Source organism: Methanobrevibacter thaueri (genome assembly GCF_015062905.1).
Taxonomy (GTDB): domain Archaea; phylum Methanobacteriota; class Methanobacteria; order Methanobacteriales; family Methanobacteriaceae; genus Methanocatella; species Methanocatella thaueri_A.
This window is the reverse complement of the sequence record NZ_SUTK01000029.1, coordinates 1-20352: the sequence shown is the minus strand read 5'-3', so window position 1 is coordinate 20352 and position 20352 is coordinate 1. Positions and strand designations below refer to the sequence as shown.

Below are 20352 nucleotides of genomic sequence, written 5' to 3'. Positions count from 1 at the left end.
TCCTATATAAAAAATGAGAGAGAGCATTTGAAAAGTAATCGAATAACGAACTCAGAGCAATTTTTCAAACCCAAAACAATTTTTCATACCCAAAGCAATTATTTAATAATCCAATAACAAAAAAGTATACTGAATAAAAATTCGACATAAAATAGCCTCAAAAAAACGCAAATAAAATAAAACACAATAAAATTAATTAAAAAAGACAGTACACCCAATATTGCAATTCATCCACAACTTGCAGAAGTTGTGGTATTCTTGCATTTTAAAGATAAAAACAACATTAAAAGTCAAAGGTTAGAGGAACATTATTCCTCTATTTTTTTTATTTTCAACACCAACCCAACAATACCAACCCAAAAACTAAAAGTATATTAATACCATTAAACTAAAATTATAATATTATCATATCACTGATGGTAATAGTTATTTTCACAATCTATGTTACTAGTATTTATGGGCTTTTTTAATACTAGGTCGCTGATAACATAGACTTATACCCAGACAGAACTGATTAAGAGGTTATATAATGCAAAGATCAAGAGGATTAAAAAGTAGATCAAGAAAAAAAATGACTAAAGTACAAAGACCGGGCAGAACTAACCCAATTACTAACAGAATGCAAAGATTCGAAGAAGGAGATTTAGTTCACATTACTATTAACCCATCCATCCAAAAAGGACAACCTGCTCCTAGATTCCACGGAAAAACCGGTAAAATCACCGGTCAAAAAGGAAAAGCATACATTGTATCCTTAAAAGATGGAAACAAACCAAAAGAGTTAATAGTAAGACCTGATCACTTAAAATTACAAAACTGATTTCTATGATTGGAAAAGACGTTATTAAAAGCGAACCGATACCAAGCTCAAAAGTAAAAGAGATCATTGAAGATTTTGCTGACACCAATGAGTTAAACTATGAACAAAATCTTACTCTCAACCATCTTGCAAGGTTCAGAAGATACTCCGCTGAGGATGCAGAGGAAATCTATGAAAAGCTTCAGGATGAATTTGGCTTAAGGGACAAGGTCGCTGTTCATATTGTTGATTTGGTGCCTTTAGATTTAGCAGACATGAGATTAATATTTGCTAAAGAGCCAACAAAAACAACCAAAGAGGACATGGAAAAAATCCTCGAAATGTTAGAACAATATGATTACATCGAATAGTTTTTACACTATTCCTTTTTTATTTATTTTTCAAAAAAAATTTCACCAAAACCCGCCATTTTTTAGATATCTTTATTATACTTAACAGTCAAAACTAATAATAAGTTTATATTATATCTGAAAGATATGATAAAAAAACAATAGTGAGTGATAATATGGATAATAGAAATAAAAAAGAAAAGAAACCAACAGTTAAAAAGGAAGAATGTGCTGTTGTACTTGATTATCTAAGTCGTGGATATGTTAAGTCTGACATGTCCAAATTCGGTGGTAAACCTATTGCTCAAGCTATTGGTACAGAACAATTCACTTTACTTGAATTAGCTCCTAAAAATGGTGTTGATTTAGAAATACAGGACAAGGTATATATTGGAAAAGGAAAAAGAGACAAAATATATAGAGTCCTTGGTAGATTAGATTATGAAAATATGACCGCAACAGCCAGAATAGAACTGGACTATGCTATTCGCGATATTGTTGAGGCTAATGAAGACAGATTTGTTGAATTTTTCAATACTGCAGATTCCGTGAGTACAAGAATGCACTCACTTGAATTGATTCCGGGAATCGGCAAAAAATACATGTGGGACATCATCAAAGCAAGAGAACAAAAACCGTTTGAAAGCTTCGAAGACATTTCCGAAAGACTCCCTACATTGGCCGACCCTGCCGGAATGATTGTCAACAGAGTAAAGCAGGAGCTTGACACTACAAAACCAAAAAGAGGCAAAAATAAATATTACCTATTTACACAACCTCCAAGATCTGCAAGAAGAAGATAAGTGATAAATTGACTAGTGAAAATTCCCCATCCTTATCTAAAACAACAAAGGACATTCTAAGCCAACATGGGATTAAGTTAAACAAGAATCTCGGCCAGAACTACCTGATTGACAAAAACAAGAGGGACCAGATTGTTAACTTTGGAGACATATCCAAAGATGATGTTGTTTTGGAAATAGGCACAGGAATTGGAACGCTCACAATTGAACTTGCCAAAAGAGCAAAGAAGGTTATAGCCATTGAGCAGGACAGAAAGATTTTCGAAATACTTGCCCAAAGGCTTGAAGACGAAAAACTCGACAATGTAGAACTGATAAATGATGATGCGTTAAAGGTGGACTTTCCGCCTTTCAATAAAATCATCTCAAACCTTCCTTACCAAATCTCATCACCGATTACTTTTAAGTTTCTAAACTATGATTTTGACCTTGCTGTTTTGATGTATCAAAAGGAATTCGCCAGCCGAATGAACGGCGAAGTCGGAACCAAGGACTATTCCAGACTTTCAGCGATGCTTTATTTTAAATGTGATATCGAAAAACTGACTGATGTAAGCAACGAAAGCTTCATTCCCAAACCTCAAATCGACTCCACCGTTGTCAAGCTGACTCCAAAGGAAAACAGCATAAGCGACGATGACTTCAAGGTCTATTCCAAATTTACAAAGGCTCTCTTCCAGCACAGGAACAAAAAGATTAAAAATGCCCTTATCGATTCAAGGCATATAATAAGCGACATAGACAAGAAGGTCCTTAAAAAGAGGCTGAACGCCATTGAAGATGAAAGACTGGTGGAATACCTCAAGATGAGAGTGGTCGTGCTTACCCCTGAAGAGATTTTATACATATCCCAAAAGTTAAATCCTATTTTTATTGAGTGATGTTTATGCCCGATTTTATAATAAATACCCATGACAATGTCTACATCCCCGCCGAAGACAGCTATCTTCTGGCGGACAATCTTGAAATAGAACAAGGCCAAAGCGTTCTGGAGATTGGAACCGGATCCGGAATCGTTGCGATGTACGCTTCAAAATTAACCGACAGCATTACAGTAACCGACATCAATTTTGACGCATGCGAGCTTGCGCGAAAAAATTTCGAGGACAATGAGATTGAAGGCATCGAGATTCTATTCGGCAACCTGTTCGAACCTGTCGAAAACAGAAAGTTTGATGTAATTCTATTCAATACTCCATATCTGCCTACCGAAGAAGGGGAAGTTCTGGACGACACCATAAATTATGCATTCGATGGTGGACTAAACGGCAGGAAAGTCATTGACCTTTTCTTAGATGAAGTGTCAAATCATTTAAATGATGGAGGAATTGTCCAGATGATACAGTCTTCATTGTCAGGCAACGAGGAGACACTGCAGAAATTTGACGAAATGGGTTTTATAGCTGAAATAAAGGCATCAGAACATTTCTTTTTTGAAGATATAACTTTAATAAATGCATATAAGGTGATATAATGGAACAATGGAAAATGTCAGTAATTACAGGAGTGGCACTGATAATTCTTGCATTGCTGTTCTCATTCGTTAAAGGCAGCATCAGCATATGGATGGGAATAGTCATTGTGCTTGGTGTGATAGACATAATAATTGGAATATTAAGAAAGAAAAAAGAAGGAATATAGAGAATTTAGAATTCTCCATCGAAAACGAGTTCTGCAGGGCCTTCCATGAAAGCGCCCAATGCATCGTCCTTTTCGTATACATTGAATTTTAAGTCTCCGCCAGGAAGGTGGAGCAATACGTTTTCATCAAACAAACCTAGTTTGAAACCTGAAATTGCAGTTGAGGTTGCACCGGTACCGCATGCAAGTGTAACGCCAGCGCCTCTCTCCCAGGTAATCATCTTACCCTCATTTTTAGAGATGACTTCTACAAAGTGCACGTTGATCTTTTCAGGGAAAACCTCATGTGCCTCAATGGCTGGACCGTACTTGCTGATGTCAATTTCATCAACATCATCCACAAAGATTATTGCGTGAGGGTTTCCGACGCTGATTGCAGTCAGGTTGAATTTGGTGTCAAGGACATCCAATTCGCCATCTAAAAACTCTTCCTCATCAGAGGTCATCGGAATTTCAGGAGTCTTGAATGTTGACAGTCCCATATCCACCTTGAACAGTACAGGTTCATCGCCGTCCAGGGTAATTTCGATGGTTTTGATTCCAGCCCTTGTTTCAACGGTCATTTTTTCCTGTTTTAAGATGCCTTTTCTGTAGACGAAATCGCCAAAGCATCTGATACCGTTTCCGCACATTTCAGCTTCGCTTCCGTCAGGATTGAACATTCTGTATCCGATATCGGCAACTTCGGAAGGTTCGACGAAAAGCACACCATCACCTCCGACACCGAAGTTTCTGTGGCATAGTATCCTGCATGCTTCAGGTTTGTCAGCTTCAGGAATGACTTCCCCGTCAAATTCGTTGATTATTGGAAAGTCATTGCCTATTCCGTGCATTTTTGAAAATTTTAATCCTTTTAAATCTACCATAGTATCAACTTATTTTAAATGTGGTGGAACTCTTTGTTTGTCGTATAAGTCTTCAAAGGTTTCTCTTTCACGAACAAGATTGCATTTTCCATCAGTTACAAGAACTTCTGAAGCCAATGGTCTTGAGTTGTAGTTGGATGACATTGTAAATCCGTATGCACCTGCATTGAGGATTCCTAAAACATCGCCTTCCTCCACATCAGGCATTGGCCTGTCACGTGCGAAGAGGTCTCCGGATTCGCATACGTTACCTGCAATATCCACTTCCTGAGTCATTGGAGCATCCATTTTGCTTGCATCGACAATGTGGTGGTATGAATCATACATTGCAGGCCTTAAGAGTGTGTGGAAACCTGCGTCGACTCCTATGAATTTTCTGTAGCTTTGTTTTACACTGTTGACGGTGACCAAAAGGACACATGCATCAGCAACAAGGTATCTTCCAGGTTCAAGATACATTGTAGGATTGCCCATATCATATTGCTCCAGTTTTTCCTTGAAGAGTCCGACATTGACTTCTGCGAATTTGTCAAGGTCAAGGAGTTTTTCTTCTGGAGTGTATGGAACGCCTACGCCTCCTCCGAAGTCAACGAATTCGAAGTCGATTCCAGCTTCCTGGTGGACTTTTCCTGCAATGTCCATTGTGGATTCGATTGCAAGTTTGAATGGTTCCGGGTCAAGAATTCCTGAACCGATATGGGAATGCATACCGATTGGGTTGAAACCTAGTTCTTTTGCCATTTCATACACTTCAACGGCCTCATTGTCCATGATACCGAATTTACTCATCACTCCACCGGTGATACAGTGGTCGTGGTGTCCTGCACCAACCATTGGGTTTACCCTGAATGATATTTTCAATCCTTCCGGATCAACCATTTTGGCAAGTCTGTTAAGTGCAGAGACTGAATCGATATTGAGGACTGCTCCTTCATCATGAACGAATTTCAATTCATCATTGGTTATGTTGTTACCTGTAAAGAGGATTCTGTCGCCTGAAAATCCGAGCATTTTTGAGATGTGGACTTCACCAGGGGAAACAGCATCAATACAACAACCTTCACTTTCCAATATTTTCATTACAGCAAGGTTGGTATTGGCTTTACATGCGTAAAATACTTTAAAATCAGGATAATATTTTGAGAAAGTTGAGTAAAATTTATTGTAGTTTTCCCTTATCCTATTTTCATCAATCACATAGGTTGGAGTTCCGAATTCTTCTGCAACATCGAGTGCATCGGCTCCACCAATGTCCAAGTGGTTTTTGTCATTTACTTTAATATTTAAGTCCATAATCTAAACTCCTTAAAAAAGTTACATTATGTATTTACATATATTCTCTAAACTATTTAATATTATTGAAGGAAATTGATTTTCCGTTTAAATTATTTAATAGAAGATTAAAAATAATATTATGAAATCATATGGACTAACTGTTAGAGGCATCATCAGGAATGATACAGGCGAAATCCTGATTGTCAAAAGGCATCCGAAAAGCAAGACCGATCCTGAAATGTGGGAGCTTCCCGGCGGAAAGGTTGAAAAGGGAGAGCATTTCGCCGACGCTCTTGTTCGAGAGATTAAGGAAGAGACCAATCTGGATGTGAATGTGGGGGACTTCTGCGAGGCTGTACAAAACGACTATTCCCACAAAAGGACCGTTCAGCTGATGATGTATCTGGATGATGTTGAGGGAAGCGTTGAAATAAGCGAAGAGCACACAGAATACATGTGGGCCTCAATTGAAAAAATAGAGAGTCTGGAACTGTCAAGTTCCTTTAAAAAAGTTTTAGAAAAAAGAAATTATGAGCTTTAGAGTATTTCATCTAAAGCTTTTACAAACTGGTCAATTTCAGTTTTTGTAATTGTCAATGGTGGAACAAACCTTAAGACCTTGTCGGCAGTGCAGTTGATTAAAAATCCTGCTTCTCTTAATTTGTCGACATATTCTGCGCCAGGCTTGGTCAATTCAATACCTACCATTAAACCTTTACCACGCACATCAGCGATTATTTCCTTATCCAATTTTTTAAGTTCGGATATGAAGTATTCGCCGACTTCATTGACATTGTCAAGGATATTTTCCTCTTCAAACGCATCAAGAACCGCATTAGCTGCCGCTGCAACCAATGGACCTCCACCGAAGGTTGTTCCGTGGTCGCCTGGAACGAATGCTGCAGCTACCTTTTCGGTTGCAAGGATTCCTCCCATTGGGACTCCTCCACCGATACCTTTAGCCATTGTCATTATGTCAGGTTTTACGTCAAAGAGTTCATGAGCGAAGAGTGTTCCGCATCTTCCAAATCCTGTCTGTACCTCATCGACGATGAAAACGATGTCGTTTTCCTTACAGATCTTTTCGATTCCCTTGAGGTATTCAATATCAGGAACGTTGACTCCGCCTTCACCTTGGATAGGTTCGACAATGATTGCTGCAGTGTTTTCTGTAACTGCTTCCTTGATTGCTTCCAAATCATTGTATGGTACATTGATGAAGCCTTTTGGCAAGATGCATTTGAATGGTTCGTGATAATGTTCGTGACCTGTTGCAGCAAGTGTCATTATGGTCCTTCCGTGGAATGACTCTACAGTTGAGATAACTTCACTTTTTCCTGTGTATTTGACAGCTAACTTGATAGCTCCCTCATTTGCCTCAGCACCGCTGTTTGCGTAAAATATTCTGTCGAAACCTGTTTTGTCGACCAATCTTTTGGCATAGATTAAAGCAGGCTCGTTGTAGTATATGCTTGAAATGTGAATGAGCTTTTCTGCCTGGTCCTGGATTGCCTTTACAAGTTTAGGATGATTGTGACCTAAACAGTTGACCGCAATTCCTGCAAACATGTCCACATATTCCTTACCGTCGATATCCCATACTTTAACACCTTCCCCGTGGTCAAGTACGATTGGCTGTCTGGTGAAAGTGTTTATGAAATAATCATCTTCAATCTTAATTAATTCTTGAGTATTCATATAAAGTCTCCATAAAATATTTTAATCAATAATACTATATTATTAATATTATATAAAAATTAGGTGATAAAATGAAAGTCGCTATAATCGAAACTGACAAAGGTAACATCGAATTAGAATTATTCCCAAACGAAGCTCCAGGTACTGTAGCTAACTTTGAAAAATTAATCAACGAAGGATTTTATGACGGATTGACCTTCCACAGGGTAATCCCAAACTTTGTAATCCAAGGAGGATGCCCTAAAGGTAACGGTACCGGAGGACCTGGTTACACAATCAAATGTGAAACCGAAGGAAACCCACACAAACATGGTACTGGTGCACTATCAATGGCACATGCAGGTAAAGACACTGGAGGAAGCCAATTCTTCATTACACACTGTCCACAACCACACTTAGACGGCGTTCACACCGTATTCGGCCAAGTAATCAAAGGCCAAGACGTTGTTGATGCCATCCAACAAGGTGACGTGATGAACAAAGTCACCATTGAAGAAAGATAATTCCTTATCTTTCAACTTCTTTTTTTTAAAACTAGTAATTGAACCGAACATATGACTTGTTGAATCCCAAAACATTCGTATAGTCGAATTCACAATTGCTTTCCTTGAGTTTTCTAATTGTTTGAGATTCATTGAACTCCTTATTATTGAACGGATTGTATAACTCGCCGTCATCGATGAAGAGGACCACTGCATTTCCGTCTACCAATCTTACAGTAACATCAATCTGATCGACTGAAGGCTCATGCTCGAAAATGTTTTCGCATATGCCCTCCACCGATGAGAAAAAGAGCGGAGCATAGTCCTTGAATATTGTTTCGATTTTTTCCAAAAGCTCATCAGAATACTCATTATTCCCTTTGACATATGTGAAATTCACAAGTTTCGAATCCTTAAGCAAGAAGAGATTTTTGATTTCATGAGATATTTGGAGACGTTTGGCCATAATAAGATAGATTAAAAGAGGCACTGTTTCAGACAATAGGATTGCAATCCATATTCCGACTCCCCCGATGAAATGAGTCAATACCAATGCTGCAACAATGGAAATCAGAAACTCTTCGCAAAATGTGATTGTAAATGAAATCCTGTTCTGCTCGATGGCCTGGGCATAATTGGCCAGGAGATAGGACATGCAGCGTCCAACCAATCCAAATGAAGTTATGCGTATTGCCAAGGTAACGATTTGAATGTATTGGGGATTTGTAATGTTGAATAGCTTAATCAATATTTCCGGATACACGAAGAAAAGGATAGCAACGGGGATACTGACAATTAAGACATGCATAATTGATTTTTTGAGTATATATTTCACAGCCTTAAAATCAAATTCCTTATAAAACACGGCCACAATTGGAGTCAATGCCTTCATGATTCCTGAAAGGACGATGTAGACGAAAGTTTCGGAGTTGTCATATACAAGAAACGCCAAAAGCCCCGCCGCACCGTAATAGGTGGAGCAGAGATATGTAAAGACTGCCATCTGAATTGAGAAAAATATCTTTCCGACAACTTCGGGAGTGTTGAGCATTATTTGTTTTAGGGAATTGAATATCTGCCTTATTTTCAGCTTGGCGGGTGAAACAAACTTAAAGGAACGTCTTTTACTGAACAGGTATCTTGATATGTAAGCCACACCAACGGCATATCCGGCAACCGTTGACAGGGCGGCACCTTCCATGCCCATATGGAAACCTTCCAAAAATATGAAGTCCAATATTATATTTGTTACATTAGCTATCAGGACTGAATAGAACGGCAATTTAGGGAATCCGTCTGAGCGAAGGAAATATGAAATAACTATAATGAAACAATTCAAAGGATAGAAAAACATTATTGCAAAGAGATAACTCTTAGCCTGATAATATATGTCGGATGGGGCGTTCAACAGGTGCAGTATATTATCTGAAAAAACGAATATCACAGCAACATAAATCAATGAAATCACGATGATTCCAATAATTGAAACGGTGAAATAGAAATTGGACTTTTCCTCATCCAAATCCGATTTTGCCCTTAATGCCAGCAGGCTGCCTCCCTGACCGAAAAGAACATAGAATATGCCAGTGAAATAAAGGAGAGGAGACATTAAGTTTAATGAGGATAGCTGTGAACCTCCGATAAGCAGTCCAATTACGACTACATCTATAACAACCGCTATCTTTTCTGACATCACCATGAACAATGTAGGCAGAAGCAGCTCGTAATACTTGTCCCTTAAGAATTGATATTTCCTTTCCATAACTATGTTATTATATGCTGCACATCCTATAAGTACTCATTCATGCCAAGCATCGAATTATTCAGAAGTTTTCGCCCTGATTCCAACAAATGAGGCAAATACTGATGCAATGCACAACACAACACAAATGATGCAGGTTATCTGACAGCTTTGAATCAGCAGAGGATAGTACTGCTGGATTATCGGAACATCACCCATTATAAAAGCAAATACAAGTGTCAATATTCCCATACTCATTGCCTGGCCGACCGTACGCATTGTCGCAACCGCTGCAGATGCCACTGATGTGTCCTTCGGTGGAACGGAACCCATTATGACATTCGTATTTGGCGGTGAAAAGAGTCCGAAACCTATACCATAGATTATCATGGACACGATTAAAAATTCCATTGGGGTTGCAGCATCCAGAGAGGAGAACAGAAACAGCGAAAGAGTTCCAAGCCCCATTCCGATTGCAGCCAGGATTTGAGGCACGAACCTGTCGGACAGTCTTCCCGCAATAGGGGCCAGAACCACCTGACACAATGGGGCGACAAGCAGTATCATTCCTGCAGTCTGTGAATCGAATCCCTTGATGTACTGCAGATGATAATTAAGAATTGTTGTAACGGCATATGTGGCCAGATATGCGCACAGTGACGCGAAATTGGCTGAGAGGAACTTGTGATTCTTAAAGAACCTTATGTCGAATACGGGATGTGTTTGTCTAAGCTCGATCAGTCCGAATATCGCCAGTATTATGACTCCCAATACGGTCAGAATCATTCCCAACTGTGTGTTTAAAATGGTAAAGCCGTACATGAAAAGCACCATTCCGATTCCATACGTCAATGACCCTTTGACATCCAATGGAATGCTCTCAAATGAAATCCATTCGTCGTCGATTCTTGTCAAGAGCAACGCTAAAATCACAAACAGGAAGGGCACGCCGAAAAGCACTACGGATCTCCAGCCGAGATTGTAGTTCAGGATTCCGCCCAGAACCGGAGACAAAGAAAGTCCCACATAGACTCCTGTGATGTTGATTCCCAATGCCTTTCCACGCTCCTCAGGGGGAAACGCAGACACTATCATTGCCATCGAGGTGACATTGATGAAAGCCAGGGATATTCCCAAAATAAACCTGCAGGCAAGAAACTGCTCCTGTGAGGTGACGAGCACATTGACAATGGAAATTATAATGAACAGAACAATGCTTATCTTTGTGACTCTCTTAAGGCCGTATTTGCCTGAAATTTGGCCGGCAGGAACCGAGAGAACCGCCACAACCAATAAAAAAATAATTGTTACCCAGTTTTGAACGATATTGCTCATGTGAAATTCGGCTGCAATGGTCGGAATTACAATGGTCACTGCATTGACCGCAAAAACAGTGAAAAATGACAATACCGTACAAATCAATAAGAGCAAATTTTTCTTTTCCATCACTATTAATATATTCATGACTAACTTTAAATATTTTTTAAAATATACTACAATCATGAGCGAAAATAACTTTCCCGATTATATCACATTTCCAAGAACTTTTGAAAAATATAGATGGTACAAGCCTATCCTTGTGTTGATAATCGGAACAATTGTATTCCTGGCACTGCAGGCTTTGCTATTGGTAATTTTCAGTGCCGCATATGGTTCTGATTCCATTAACGCACTACTGTTACAGGGATACGAATCTCTGAATTCAGAAGTTGGAAGCTACATCGGTTATCTGTCTGTGGCAATCTTTTTACCATCACTTTATGTTGCAACAAAAATTGTTCGAGACAGGCCGTTTTCATCCTATTCCTCATCACGCGGAGGATGGAATTGGAAACTCTTCTTCAAATCACTGACAATTCCATTGGCGGTATATCTGATATTTGAAATCATGAATACATTGATACATGGGCAAAAAGGGCCAAATACGTTGACACTGACATTCTTTGTCATATGCCTTATTATCGTGCCTTTGCAATGCATTGGAGAGGAATACATTATGCGAGGCCTGGTGATGCAAACATTCGGATCCTGGTTCAAGATACCTGTTCTGGCGATTGTTCTTCAGTCCATAGTCTTTACGTCCCTGCATCCCTACAGCATCCTGGGAGTGATTGGAGTGTTCATGCAGGGAATCTGTTTAGGATTTTTAACCTGGCGCAGCAACGGCCTGGAAGCTGCTTGCGCACTTCATAGCGTGAATAACCTGATCAGCGCATATTTTGTAGCTTTAGGATTTGAAGTGAGCTCATCTGTAATTACCCCATATGACTTTGCCTCAACAATTATCGTCAGTGTAATCTCAACATTAGCGCTGTATTATGTTGGAACAAAAAAAGGCTGGTTTGAGGAAAAAACAGAAAAATTATGGTAAATTTCCGATTCCTATTTCAATTTTTTCATGAGTCCGGATTTTCTGGCATAGTGAAACATGTACAGCTGAACATAGCCCGCATTTTTGCCGAACTCATCCATTCCAAAATCACGGACCTTGGCAACACTGATGTCCTTTCCGTCAAAGTAGAGATGTGAAACGATGCGCTTTATCCATACGTCAGAGGGAAAAGCCTCCCTGAAGTTGAATCCGTAAAGCAGTATGCAGTCCGCCACCTTCGGTCCGACACCTGGAACCTTTAAAACGGTTTCAAATGCCTCATCATAGCTCATGGAAAAAATTTCCGAAAGGTCAATTTCATCTGAAAACATCTCGGATGCCCTTCTCATGTATGGTGCTCTATATCCTACACCGCAACTTTTAAGATTATTTGTGCAGCTTTCAATATCTGAAATATTTGATAAATTAAATTCCTCTTCTTCATCCAAGTATACGTTTACTAGTTCGTTGCTTTGAGGAAAAGTATAGTAATTTTCATGCCGGTTTCCCCAGTTATGTTTTATCTGCGAAACCGATTGGGTCCACCTTTTGATGGAATTGTTTGCGGAGCATATCGATGAGATAACGCACTCAAAAGGGTCGGGCGCCAAAAACAGTCTCAGGCCATTGCAGAATTCAGGCATCTCGGCAAGCTCGCTGTGGCCTTTCAGGTACCTGTAGAACTTATCCAAGTCAAAATCCAAATCAAAAATATATTTCAGCCTGTCAATAGCTTTCTTATCTGAAACATCACCTGAAAAATTAAAATCTAAAAAATCGCCTGATTGCACGACATTAAAAATAGCAGGTTTTCCGTCAACAGTCACGGCATTACTGAAACATCCGTCATTTACAGCCCACGGAGGCTGTGAAGTCTGGCCGGACAGTTGGGTCAACTCTAAATCGATGGGTGATTTGATAATCATAAGCGAACAGCCACATTATTCTCTTTTAGGTATTCCTTGACGGTGCCTATTGAGTATTGGTTGAAGTGGAATATGCTTGCGGCCAGCGCTGCTGAAACATCGGTCTTTTCAAATACCTCCAAAATATGTTTCGGTTCGCCCACACCGCCACTGGCAATGACCGGAATGTCAACCGCATCATTTATGGTCTTGTTAAGCTCGATGTCATAGCCGTTCTGGGTTCCGTCGCCGTCCATACTGGTCAGGAGCACTTCACCGGCACCACGGTCCTGACATTCGATTGCCCACTGGATTGCATCAATGCCTGTGAACTCCCGTCCGCCGTAAATGCTTGTATCGAACCAGCAGTACCCCTTATCGGTTTCGATAACGGTCTTATCTGGCGCATCATCAGGATGGTCGACATATCTTCTTTTTGCATCGATTCCAATCACAACAGCCTGGGAGCCGACAACCTTTGAGGCTTCGGTTAAAAGTTCTGGATTCTTGATGGCTGCAGTGTTGGTTGAGCATTTGTCCGCTCCTGCCTTAAGCATGTTGATGTAATCGTCGACCTTTCTTATTCCTCCTCCTACACAGATTGGCATGAAGACGTTTTCGGTCAATCTGTCAATCACATCGGCCATGGTGGCTCTTCTTTCATGTGAAGCGGTAATGTCCAAAACGACAACTTCGTCTGCCCCTTCCTCATAGTAGCGTGTTGCAAGATCAACAGGATTTCCGGCATATTTGATTTGCTTAAACTCAACACCTTTAACAACACGGCCTTCGGGAACCTGCAGGTCACAATCCAAACAAGGAATAATTCTTTTGGTCAACATGAAAATCTATAAAAAAAGTAGTAAATTTGTTTAAGAATATTCTTAAGCAGAATATCTTAAAACGAAACATAATATTGCTAAAATAATTGTAGCAACAATAACGTGCTCAGGTGAAAGTTTTGGACCTAAACTTTCTTCATCAAAGTACCTTACCAAACCTGCACCGGTTTGAGGCATTGTAATCTTATTATCTTTTTTTGCCATAATAATTCTCCATAAAATCAATTAATAAAAATAACTGAATATAATTATTATCCTCATCATATATAAAGTTTAAATTTTCTCCTTCTTAATGACCTTAATATCGCTTATTCTGGTATCAGGATATTGTCCGTCCTCATCCTTTTCAACAGCCTTCACCATATCCCATACAGTTAAAAGTGCAACGCTCACACCTGTAATAGCTTCCATTTCAACACCAGTTTTGCCCAAAGTGTTAACGGCACAAGTCGCTATGATTTCATCATCTTTCACTTCAAAATCAAGCTCTATTCCTGTCAATGCCAATGGATGGCAAAGAGGGATTATTGAAGAGGTGTTCTTGACGGCCTGAATTCCGGCAATCTGAGCTGTGGTCAATACATTTCCCTTTTTGATTTCCTCATTCTGGATTAATGAAATTGTATTCTTGTCCAAAAATATGCTTCCGCTAGCTATTGCCCTTCTTTTTTGGTCAGGTTTTCCCCCGACTTCAACCATGTGCACTCCACTGTCTGTCAAATGTGTAAACTCTTCTGCCATATTATCATTTCTCACTTACTTCTATTACATCCAATTGTTCGCAAATTGCACCAACACCCAATATTTCGCTGACATTAGGCTGGCTTCTTCCTTCATCGCCTGAAATCAATTCCTTGATGTAAAGACCGCCTTCTGTTTTTATGCGCATTTTAAATGTCCTGTCATCAATTATTTCATACTTCAAATCCAAAACGTGCTTTACGCGCACCATATCTGTACGTCTTCTAAGCACCCTTAATGGAGTCTGCTGATTGATTTCATTCAGTTCTGTCAATTCATCAAGTTTAGCCTCATCAAATGCATCATCGCATTTAACGATTGCTTCATAAACCTTATAAGTATCAGGGGAGGACTGTTTTATTTCGGCTTTGCGGCCCCTTTCACAGAGTTTCAGTCCATGATAAGCTGTCTTGCCCTCATTGATCTCATTGATTTTCTGCTCCAATTCCGCCAGGTCAAGATTCCTGATTCTTGGCTCCTTTATCTCCAAAACGAATGGCCTTCCTGAACCGAGCATCAAAACGTCGATGTCTTCACGGCCGGCACCATGGAACTTGGCTTCCTTTCCTCTGGTCAATTTCAGGAAATGTTCGGAAATGAGCTCCTCAACAGATTCGGGGTACTGCTTTCCTGTGCCGTTGCATGCTTCGCATCCTCTGCCCTTGCATTTTGTGCATGGCCATTTGGTTTGAGGTATTCCGCGCTTATACTTGTTGTACTTTCCTTCAATGTACAGCGGATTGATTTGGATTTTGACTTTAGGCTCCTTGGTCAGGTCGATGTTGAATACTATGTCCTGCCTTTCGAACTCGGCTTCCTTGTCATACCTTTCCCATATTCCAAGGCCGATAAGCCTGTTGACTTCCTTCTTGATGGTTTCAACACCCAAATCGAACTTTTCGGACAGTTCCTCATCGCGTTTTTGAATGTCCTTTGGAATTTGTGATCCTACCAGAAAAGTGTCGAACTCTATGCCGAGCTGGTTGATTTTGGCATCGATTTTATCATACAGCTCATCATTCAACTTATTAAAGAGATTATCGCAGACTGCACAGTCCGCACCATCCAGGTCAATATCCAGTTCCGCACATACCTTGTCGGCACGTTCGATATTGTTTGTGCCCTCTATGGTTTTGGACAGCTTGCGCCCAAGACAATGCTTGCAGATTTTTCCGTCTGTTTCCTTTAAGATATCTTCAGCTAGCTTCATGTTATCTCTGCATGAATTGGCCCATCATACGGTTCATGGCTCCGCCCCTAAGGCGTCCTCCACGTTTTCCAATTCCCTTCATTGTCTTTTTGGTGTTGTTATAATACTTCAGCAATTCCTTGACATCGCTTTCCTGATGGCCTGATCCACGGGCAATCCTCTGAATCCTTGATTGCTTTATGATTTTTGGATTCAGCATTTCCTCTTCAGTCATTGAGGACATCATGATTTTATATGACTCCAATTTCTCTTCTGTCATTTTTGATGCCTCTTTTGTAATCTTGTTGCCCATTCCAGGAATCATGTTGAGCACCTGCTGCATCGGACCCATGCTGTTCATCATCTCGAACTGGTTTTTCATGTCCATCAGTGTGAACTTACCTGTGAGCATGTTGTTCATGGTCTTTTCTGCAATGTCCTCATCAATGTTTTCTTCAGCCTTTTCAATAAGGGACTTTATGTCTCCCATACCGAGCAGTCTTGAAATGAACCTTTCAGGGTCGAACAGCTCAAAGTCGTCGACACGTTCACCGGTACCGATGAACTTGATTGGAGCGCCGGTTTCTGCAACCGCAGACATTGCACCCCCACCTTTTGCTGAACCGTCAAGTTTTGTAATGATGATTGAACCTATGTCGGTTGCCTGTGAAAATGCCTTTGCCTGCTCGCCCGCTTGCTGACCGATTGTTCCGTCAATCACAAGAATGGCTTCGTTAGGGTTGATGATGTTGTCCAGCTCATTCATCTCTGCAATGAGGTCGGCTTCATCCTTGTGCCTTCCTGCAGTATCGAAAATGATGACCTTACGGTTTTTGAATTCCTGCAAACCCTTTGCGGCCAGGTCAAGTGCATCCTTGTTGTTTGGGTCCCCGTACAAAGGCACATCCATCTCTTCGGTGAGCTGCCTTAACTGCTCATAAGCTGCCGGCCTCCATGTGTCTGTACATACGACGGCCGGGTTGAAACCCCTTTTCTGCAGATATCTGCACAATTTACCGATTGTAGTGGTCTTACCTGAACCCTGCAAACCTAAAAACAGTATCTTATATGGCCTGTCGTTGATTTCAAGGCCTGCGGCTTCGCTGCCCAGAAGGTTGACCATCTCTTCATAGATAATTGTTATGACATGTTCCCTTGGAGTGATACCTTTTGGAGGTTCCTCTTCAAGAGCCCTTTCCTCTATTTTCTTTGATAACTCTAAAACTAATTTAATATTAACGTCAGATTGAATTAATGCACGTTGTATGTCCTTTACAACTTCCTTTATTGTTTTCTTATCAATGACTGACATTCCTACTAATTTCTTCATGGTATTAGTAAGATTTTCACCTAAGTTTCCAAGCATAGTAATCACATCTTTAGAAAAGTTAATTATTATATTAAGATATATTTATATTTAACAAGTTTTAATAATTTTCGTGTGAGTACCATGTTAGAAGAAGTAATAAAATCATTGGAAGAATCCCCAATAGTTAAGAAAGGAGATTACAATTACTTTGTAAATCCTATAAGTGACGGTGTTCCTGCAATGGACCCTTTAATGCTTAGAGAATTAGCTCTTGCTGTTCATAAGTATGCAGATTTAGATATTGACAAGATTGTTGCAGTTGAAGCTATGGGAATACACCTGGCAACCGCATTGTCCCTTGCAACAGACATTCCATTTGTGGTAATCCGTAAAAGGTCATATGGCCTTCCAGGTGAAACTGAAGTTTATCAGAAAACCGGTTACGGCTCATCAAACCTTTATGTGAATGACCTGCATGAAGGCGAAAAGATTCTGCTCATTGACGATGTCGTAAGTACCGGCGGAACACTGGTTGCACTGATTAGGACATTGACCGATATGGGCCTTGACTTGAAATCCGTAGTTGCCATCATCGACAAGGGAGAAGGCAAGAAAATCGTCAAAAAGGAAACCGGAATTGACGTGCTGTCTATCGTTAAATTGGATGTCATTGACGGCAAGGTAGTCATTGAAAGCACAATCGAAGATTAAAATGTCAATGTATGATATGGACCTGGACAAGGTAATCCGCAAGATCAACTCAATGGATGCAAAGACTGTGGGACTGCAGTTTCCGGAAGGCCTGAAGACAAAGGCGACCAAGATAGCCAGGGCGATTGAAGAGGAAACCGAAGCGGTTGTCATCATCTCAGGCGACCCATGCTTTGGAGCATGCGATGTAAGCGACTGGAAAATGAAGGGTTCGGTGGATTTGATTGTTCACTACGGCCATACTCCACTTCCATTGAAATATGAAGTGCCGACACTGTTCATTGAGGCATACTCCAAAATCGACATAAAAAAGGACCTCGAAAAATGCCTGGAAACATTGAAAGGCTACTCAAGAATTGGGCTCGTAACAACAACACAGCATCTGCATCTTCTGAATGAGACAAGGGATTTTCTGGAAGACAACGGCAAGGAAGTCATTCTTGGCTCATCCCCATCAACAAGAAAGGGACAGGTTCTGGGCTGCAACTTCTCATCAATCAAGGACCTTGAAGTGGACGCCATACTCTTTATCGGCAGCGGAAATTTCCATCCTTTGGGAATCAAGCTCTTTTCCAATGCGCCTGTAATAGCTTTGGATCCATACAACTCAGAAATCAGAAGCATGGATGAGTTTGCAGACAGGATTTTAAGGATACGCTTTGCAAGAATTACAAAAGCACGTTCAGCCAAAAAATGGGGAATTCTCGTATCATCCAAAGAGGGACAATACAGAATGATGCTTGCAAAGGAAATCAAAAAGATTCTTGAAGATGCAGGCATGGAAAGCTATATAATACTGATGGACAATGTCACCCCTGACGCATTGCTTCCGTATCTTGAATTGGACGCATTTGTTGTAAGCGCATGTCCAAGGATAGCTATTGACGATTCGCAGATGTATAAAAAACCATTATTAACACCACAGGAATTGGAGATTGTACTGAACAAGCGTGAATGGGAAAACTATCAGTTGGATGAGATTTTATTCCATGAAAGATATGCATAGTTGGAAAAAGCCATGCATATTCTCAAATGTCTTTAATTTTTAGAGAGTGCTAAACAAACTCTCAAATATTTATTTAAATTTAAAATTTATTTTAAAATTTATAATTTTAATTAGAATTATCACCTTTTAAAATGAAATTTTAGTCATTTCATGCCAAAAATGTTAAAAATGTTATATATGATGAAAACTAAAAGTTACATGTACAAAATAGGTGATAATAAATGAAAATTAGACAAAATTTATTTTTGGTGTTTATGGTCATGATTTCATTATGCATCATCACAGCAGCAAGTGCCGCAGATAATGTGACTGATGCTGTTGAGATTACTGACGATGCAGATGAAGTTCAAGTCATAGATAATGTAGATGAAGAAAATATAGCTGTTGAAAATGATGTTGTTTTAGAAGAAAACGTCGAAACTGCTGACGAGCCAATTTTATCCGCTGCAAATAGTGATGACGAACCAGTTTTAACCGCTGCAAACGGCGATGACGAACCAGCTTTAGGTGAAAGTAGCTTTTCATTCGGAAAAGGGGGTAACGGCAGTTCATTTAACATTTCAGACATTAAATTTGATTTTGGTAACGGTACAAGTATTGATTTAGGAAGCTTATTGAATGGTACTAGTATAAGCTTTGGAAATGGTACATCCTTCAATATATCCTCCCTATTGAATAGTAATATGACTTTTGGTAACGGAACAAGTTTCAATCTAACTCAAATATTGAACATGACCGGTAACGGAACCGGATCATTCAATATATCTTCCATTTTAGATATGATTGGAGGAAAATCTTCAAAAATTACCTTTGAAGCAAAAGATATTAAGCAGACCTATTCCGGACCAATTACCTTTAAAGTAACAGTTCTTGATGGCGATAAGCCAGTAGCGCAACAAACTGTGATATTTACAGTGGATAACAAGGATTATGTTGGAAGGACAGATGAGAATGGTACTGCAACTATTTCACTGAATCTGGCAGCAGGAACACATTATATTTATACTGAATACAATAATGTGCTTGGAAAAAATAAAATTGACATCTCAAAAGCAGCTTCCAAATTAACTGCCAAAAAGAAAACCTTCAAAGCAAAAACCAAAGTTAAAAAGTATGCTATTACTTTAAAAAACAATAAAGGTAAAGCTATTAAAAATGCTAAAGTTACCTTAAAAGTAAAAGGAAAAACTTACACTGCTAAAACCAATTCTAAAGGTAAAGCTACCTTTAAAATTAAAAAATTAACTAAAAAAGGCAAATACACTGCAAAAGTCAAATTTGCCGGAAACGGTTATTACAAAGCATCCAGTGCAAGTAAAAAAATTGTCATCAAATAGACATTTCAGTTAATTTTCCGGGAGTGACAAAACTCCCCACATTTTTACTTTTTTTAGACTAATTTTCTTGTATATTGTGAAGTTGATACGATTGCATCAAACTCCATGATGAATACTTTTAAATATAAACATCAATAAAATTATTATATTAAAGAAATTTTTATATTTTTGGTGATTTTAATATGAGTATAGAAGACGAAAAAATAGTGATGCCTGGAGATAAATTAGGAATAATCGAGCAATATCTGCCAGGGGAAGGTACTTATGATGATAATGGTGACATTAA

At 39.5% G+C, this 20352-nt stretch carries 23 protein-coding genes and 1 pseudogene; 13 read left to right on the top strand and 11 right to left on the bottom strand.

The window, feature by feature from the left end:
* The first annotated feature begins 529 nt into the window (after nt 1-529).
* The 6 genes from E7Z79_RS06705 (at nt 530) to E7Z79_RS06680 (ending at nt 3593) form a co-directional block, all read left to right on the top strand.
* Nucleotides 530-820, top strand: a complete 291-nt coding sequence (locus E7Z79_RS06705; RefSeq protein WP_303739193.1) for a 50S ribosomal protein L21e — start codon at nt 530-532, stop codon at nt 818-820.
* Between the two features lie 5 nt (nt 821-825).
* Nucleotides 826-1170 carry an RNA polymerase Rpb4 family protein gene (locus E7Z79_RS06700; RefSeq protein ID WP_303739192.1) on the top strand — a complete coding sequence of 115 codons (345 nt, stop codon included), beginning with the start codon at nt 826-828 and terminating at the stop codon, nt 1168-1170.
* A gap of 155 nt (nt 1171-1325) precedes the next feature.
* Nucleotides 1326-1952 (top strand): DUF655 domain-containing protein, encoded by a 627-nt coding sequence (locus E7Z79_RS06695; RefSeq protein ID WP_303739191.1) that lies wholly within the window; start codon nt 1326-1328, stop codon nt 1950-1952.
* Nucleotides 1953-1960: 8 nt separating this feature from the next.
* Complete coding sequence (rsmA, locus tag E7Z79_RS06690) at nt 1961-2833, top strand: 16S rRNA (adenine(1518)-N(6)/adenine(1519)-N(6))-dimethyltransferase RsmA (RefSeq protein ID WP_303739190.1); 873 nt, start codon at nt 1961-1963, stop codon at nt 2831-2833.
* Nucleotides 2834-2838: 5 nt separating this feature from the next.
* The gene (locus tag E7Z79_RS06685) at nt 2839-3426 is read left to right on the top strand and encodes a HemK2/MTQ2 family protein methyltransferase (protein ID WP_303739189.1); all 588 of its coding nucleotides are present in this window, start codon (nt 2839-2841) and stop codon (nt 3424-3426) included.
* On the top strand, nt 3426-3593 hold the full coding sequence (locus tag E7Z79_RS06680) for a hypothetical protein (protein ID WP_303739188.1): 168 nt from the start codon (nt 3426-3428) through the stop codon (nt 3591-3593). Before E7Z79_RS06685 ends, E7Z79_RS06680 begins: the two co-directional genes overlap by 1 nt.
* Nucleotides 3594-3598: 5 nt before the next feature.
* Here E7Z79_RS06680 and dapF read toward each other — a convergent pair whose 3' ends face one another.
* The gene (gene dapF, locus E7Z79_RS06675) at nt 3599-4459 is read right to left on the bottom strand and encodes a diaminopimelate epimerase (RefSeq protein WP_303739187.1); all 861 of its coding nucleotides are present in this window, start codon (nt 4457-4459) and stop codon (nt 3599-3601) included.
* Between the two features lie 9 nt (nt 4460-4468).
* Nucleotides 4469-5752: a diaminopimelate decarboxylase gene (lysA, locus tag E7Z79_RS06670; protein WP_303739186.1), complete on the bottom strand. Its 1284-nt coding sequence runs from the start codon at nt 5750-5752 to the stop codon at nt 4469-4471.
* Between the two features lie 118 nt (nt 5753-5870).
* Here lysA and E7Z79_RS06665 point away from each other — a divergent pair, with 118 nt between their 5' ends.
* Nucleotides 5871-6275, top strand: a complete 405-nt coding sequence (locus E7Z79_RS06665; protein WP_369693438.1) for an NUDIX domain-containing protein — start codon at nt 5871-5873, stop codon at nt 6273-6275.
* On the opposite strand, the gene E7Z79_RS06660 is transcribed toward E7Z79_RS06665, so the two are convergent.
* Nucleotides 6272-7432 carry an acetylornithine transaminase gene (locus E7Z79_RS06660; protein WP_303739184.1) on the bottom strand — a complete coding sequence of 387 codons (1161 nt, stop codon included), beginning with the start codon at nt 7430-7432 and terminating at the stop codon, nt 6272-6274. The genes E7Z79_RS06665 and E7Z79_RS06660 overlap by 4 nt on opposite strands.
* Nucleotides 7433-7503: 71 nt before the next feature.
* On the opposite strand from E7Z79_RS06660, the gene E7Z79_RS06655 reads away from it, so the two are divergent.
* Nucleotides 7504-7935: a peptidylprolyl isomerase gene (locus tag E7Z79_RS06655; protein ID WP_303739183.1), complete on the top strand. Its 432-nt coding sequence runs from the start codon at nt 7504-7506 to the stop codon at nt 7933-7935.
* A 31-nt stretch (nt 7936-7966) separates the two neighbouring features.
* On the opposite strand, the gene E7Z79_RS06650 is transcribed toward E7Z79_RS06655, so the two are convergent.
* Both E7Z79_RS06650 and E7Z79_RS06645 read right to left on the bottom strand, forming a co-directional pair.
* A complete protein-coding gene (locus tag E7Z79_RS06650; protein ID WP_303739182.1) occupies nt 7967-9676 on the bottom strand; it encodes an MATE family efflux transporter in 1710 nt (569 codons plus the stop codon).
* Between the two features lie 57 nt (nt 9677-9733).
* On the bottom strand, nt 9734-11101 hold the full coding sequence (locus E7Z79_RS06645) for an MFS transporter (RefSeq protein WP_303739181.1): 1368 nt from the start codon (nt 11099-11101) through the stop codon (nt 9734-9736).
* Between the two features lie 55 nt (nt 11102-11156).
* Between E7Z79_RS06645 and E7Z79_RS06640 the strand changes: the two genes are divergently transcribed.
* On the top strand, nt 11157-12026 hold the full coding sequence (locus E7Z79_RS06640; protein WP_303739180.1) for a CPBP family intramembrane glutamic endopeptidase: 870 nt from the start codon (nt 11157-11159) through the stop codon (nt 12024-12026).
* An 11-nt stretch (nt 12027-12037) separates the two neighbouring features.
* Here the strand turns inward: E7Z79_RS06640 and E7Z79_RS06635 are convergent, their stop codons facing one another.
* The 6 genes from E7Z79_RS06635 to E7Z79_RS06610 all read right to left on the bottom strand — a co-directional run bounded on the left by E7Z79_RS06635 (nt 12038) and on the right by E7Z79_RS06610 (nt 17075).
* Nucleotides 12038-12952, bottom strand: coding sequence for a DNA glycosylase (locus tag E7Z79_RS06635; protein ID WP_303739179.1), 915 nt, complete (start codon nt 12950-12952; stop codon nt 12038-12040).
* Nucleotides 12949-13773 (bottom strand): imidazole glycerol phosphate synthase subunit HisF, encoded by an 825-nt coding sequence (gene hisF, locus E7Z79_RS06630; protein WP_303739178.1) that lies wholly within the window; start codon nt 13771-13773, stop codon nt 12949-12951. The genes E7Z79_RS06635 and hisF overlap by 4 nt, the downstream gene beginning before the upstream one ends.
* Nucleotides 13774-13815: 42 nt before the next feature.
* Nucleotides 13816-13977 carry a preprotein translocase subunit Sec61beta gene (locus E7Z79_RS06625; protein ID WP_296785395.1) on the bottom strand — a complete coding sequence of 54 codons (162 nt, stop codon included), beginning with the start codon at nt 13975-13977 and terminating at the stop codon, nt 13816-13818.
* A 69-nt stretch (nt 13978-14046) separates the two neighbouring features.
* The gene (gene moaC / locus E7Z79_RS06620; protein WP_303739177.1) at nt 14047-14514 is read right to left on the bottom strand and encodes a cyclic pyranopterin monophosphate synthase MoaC; all 468 of its coding nucleotides are present in this window, start codon (nt 14512-14514) and stop codon (nt 14047-14049) included.
* Nucleotides 14515-14518: 4 nt separating this feature from the next.
* On the bottom strand, nt 14519-15724 hold the full coding sequence (locus E7Z79_RS06615) for a tRNA pseudouridine(54/55) synthase Pus10 (RefSeq protein WP_303739176.1): 1206 nt from the start codon (nt 15722-15724) through the stop codon (nt 14519-14521).
* A 1-nt stretch (nt 15725) separates the two neighbouring features.
* Nucleotides 15726-17075, bottom strand: a complete 1350-nt coding sequence (locus E7Z79_RS06610; RefSeq protein ID WP_303739194.1) for a signal recognition particle protein Srp54 — start codon at nt 17073-17075, stop codon at nt 15726-15728.
* A 78-nt stretch (nt 17076-17153) separates the two neighbouring features.
* On the opposite strand from E7Z79_RS06610, the gene hpt reads away from it, so the two are divergent.
* The 4 genes and pseudogenes from hpt to E7Z79_RS06590 form a co-directional block, all read left to right on the top strand.
* Nucleotides 17154-17723 carry a hypoxanthine/guanine phosphoribosyltransferase gene (gene hpt / locus E7Z79_RS06605; protein WP_303739175.1) on the top strand — a complete coding sequence of 190 codons (570 nt, stop codon included), beginning with the start codon at nt 17154-17156 and terminating at the stop codon, nt 17721-17723.
* A 1-nt stretch (nt 17724) separates the two neighbouring features.
* Nucleotides 17725-18729, top strand: coding sequence for a diphthamide biosynthesis enzyme Dph2 (gene dph2, locus E7Z79_RS06600; protein WP_303739174.1), 1005 nt, complete (start codon nt 17725-17727; stop codon nt 18727-18729).
* A 221-nt stretch (nt 18730-18950) separates the two neighbouring features.
* Nucleotides 18951-20066 (top strand): Ig-like domain-containing protein, encoded by a 1116-nt coding sequence (locus tag E7Z79_RS06595; RefSeq protein ID WP_303739173.1) that lies wholly within the window; start codon nt 18951-18953, stop codon nt 20064-20066.
* Between the two features lie 182 nt (nt 20067-20248).
* A pseudogene (locus E7Z79_RS06590) lies at nt 20249-20352 on the top strand (RNA-binding protein); the annotation flags it as partial.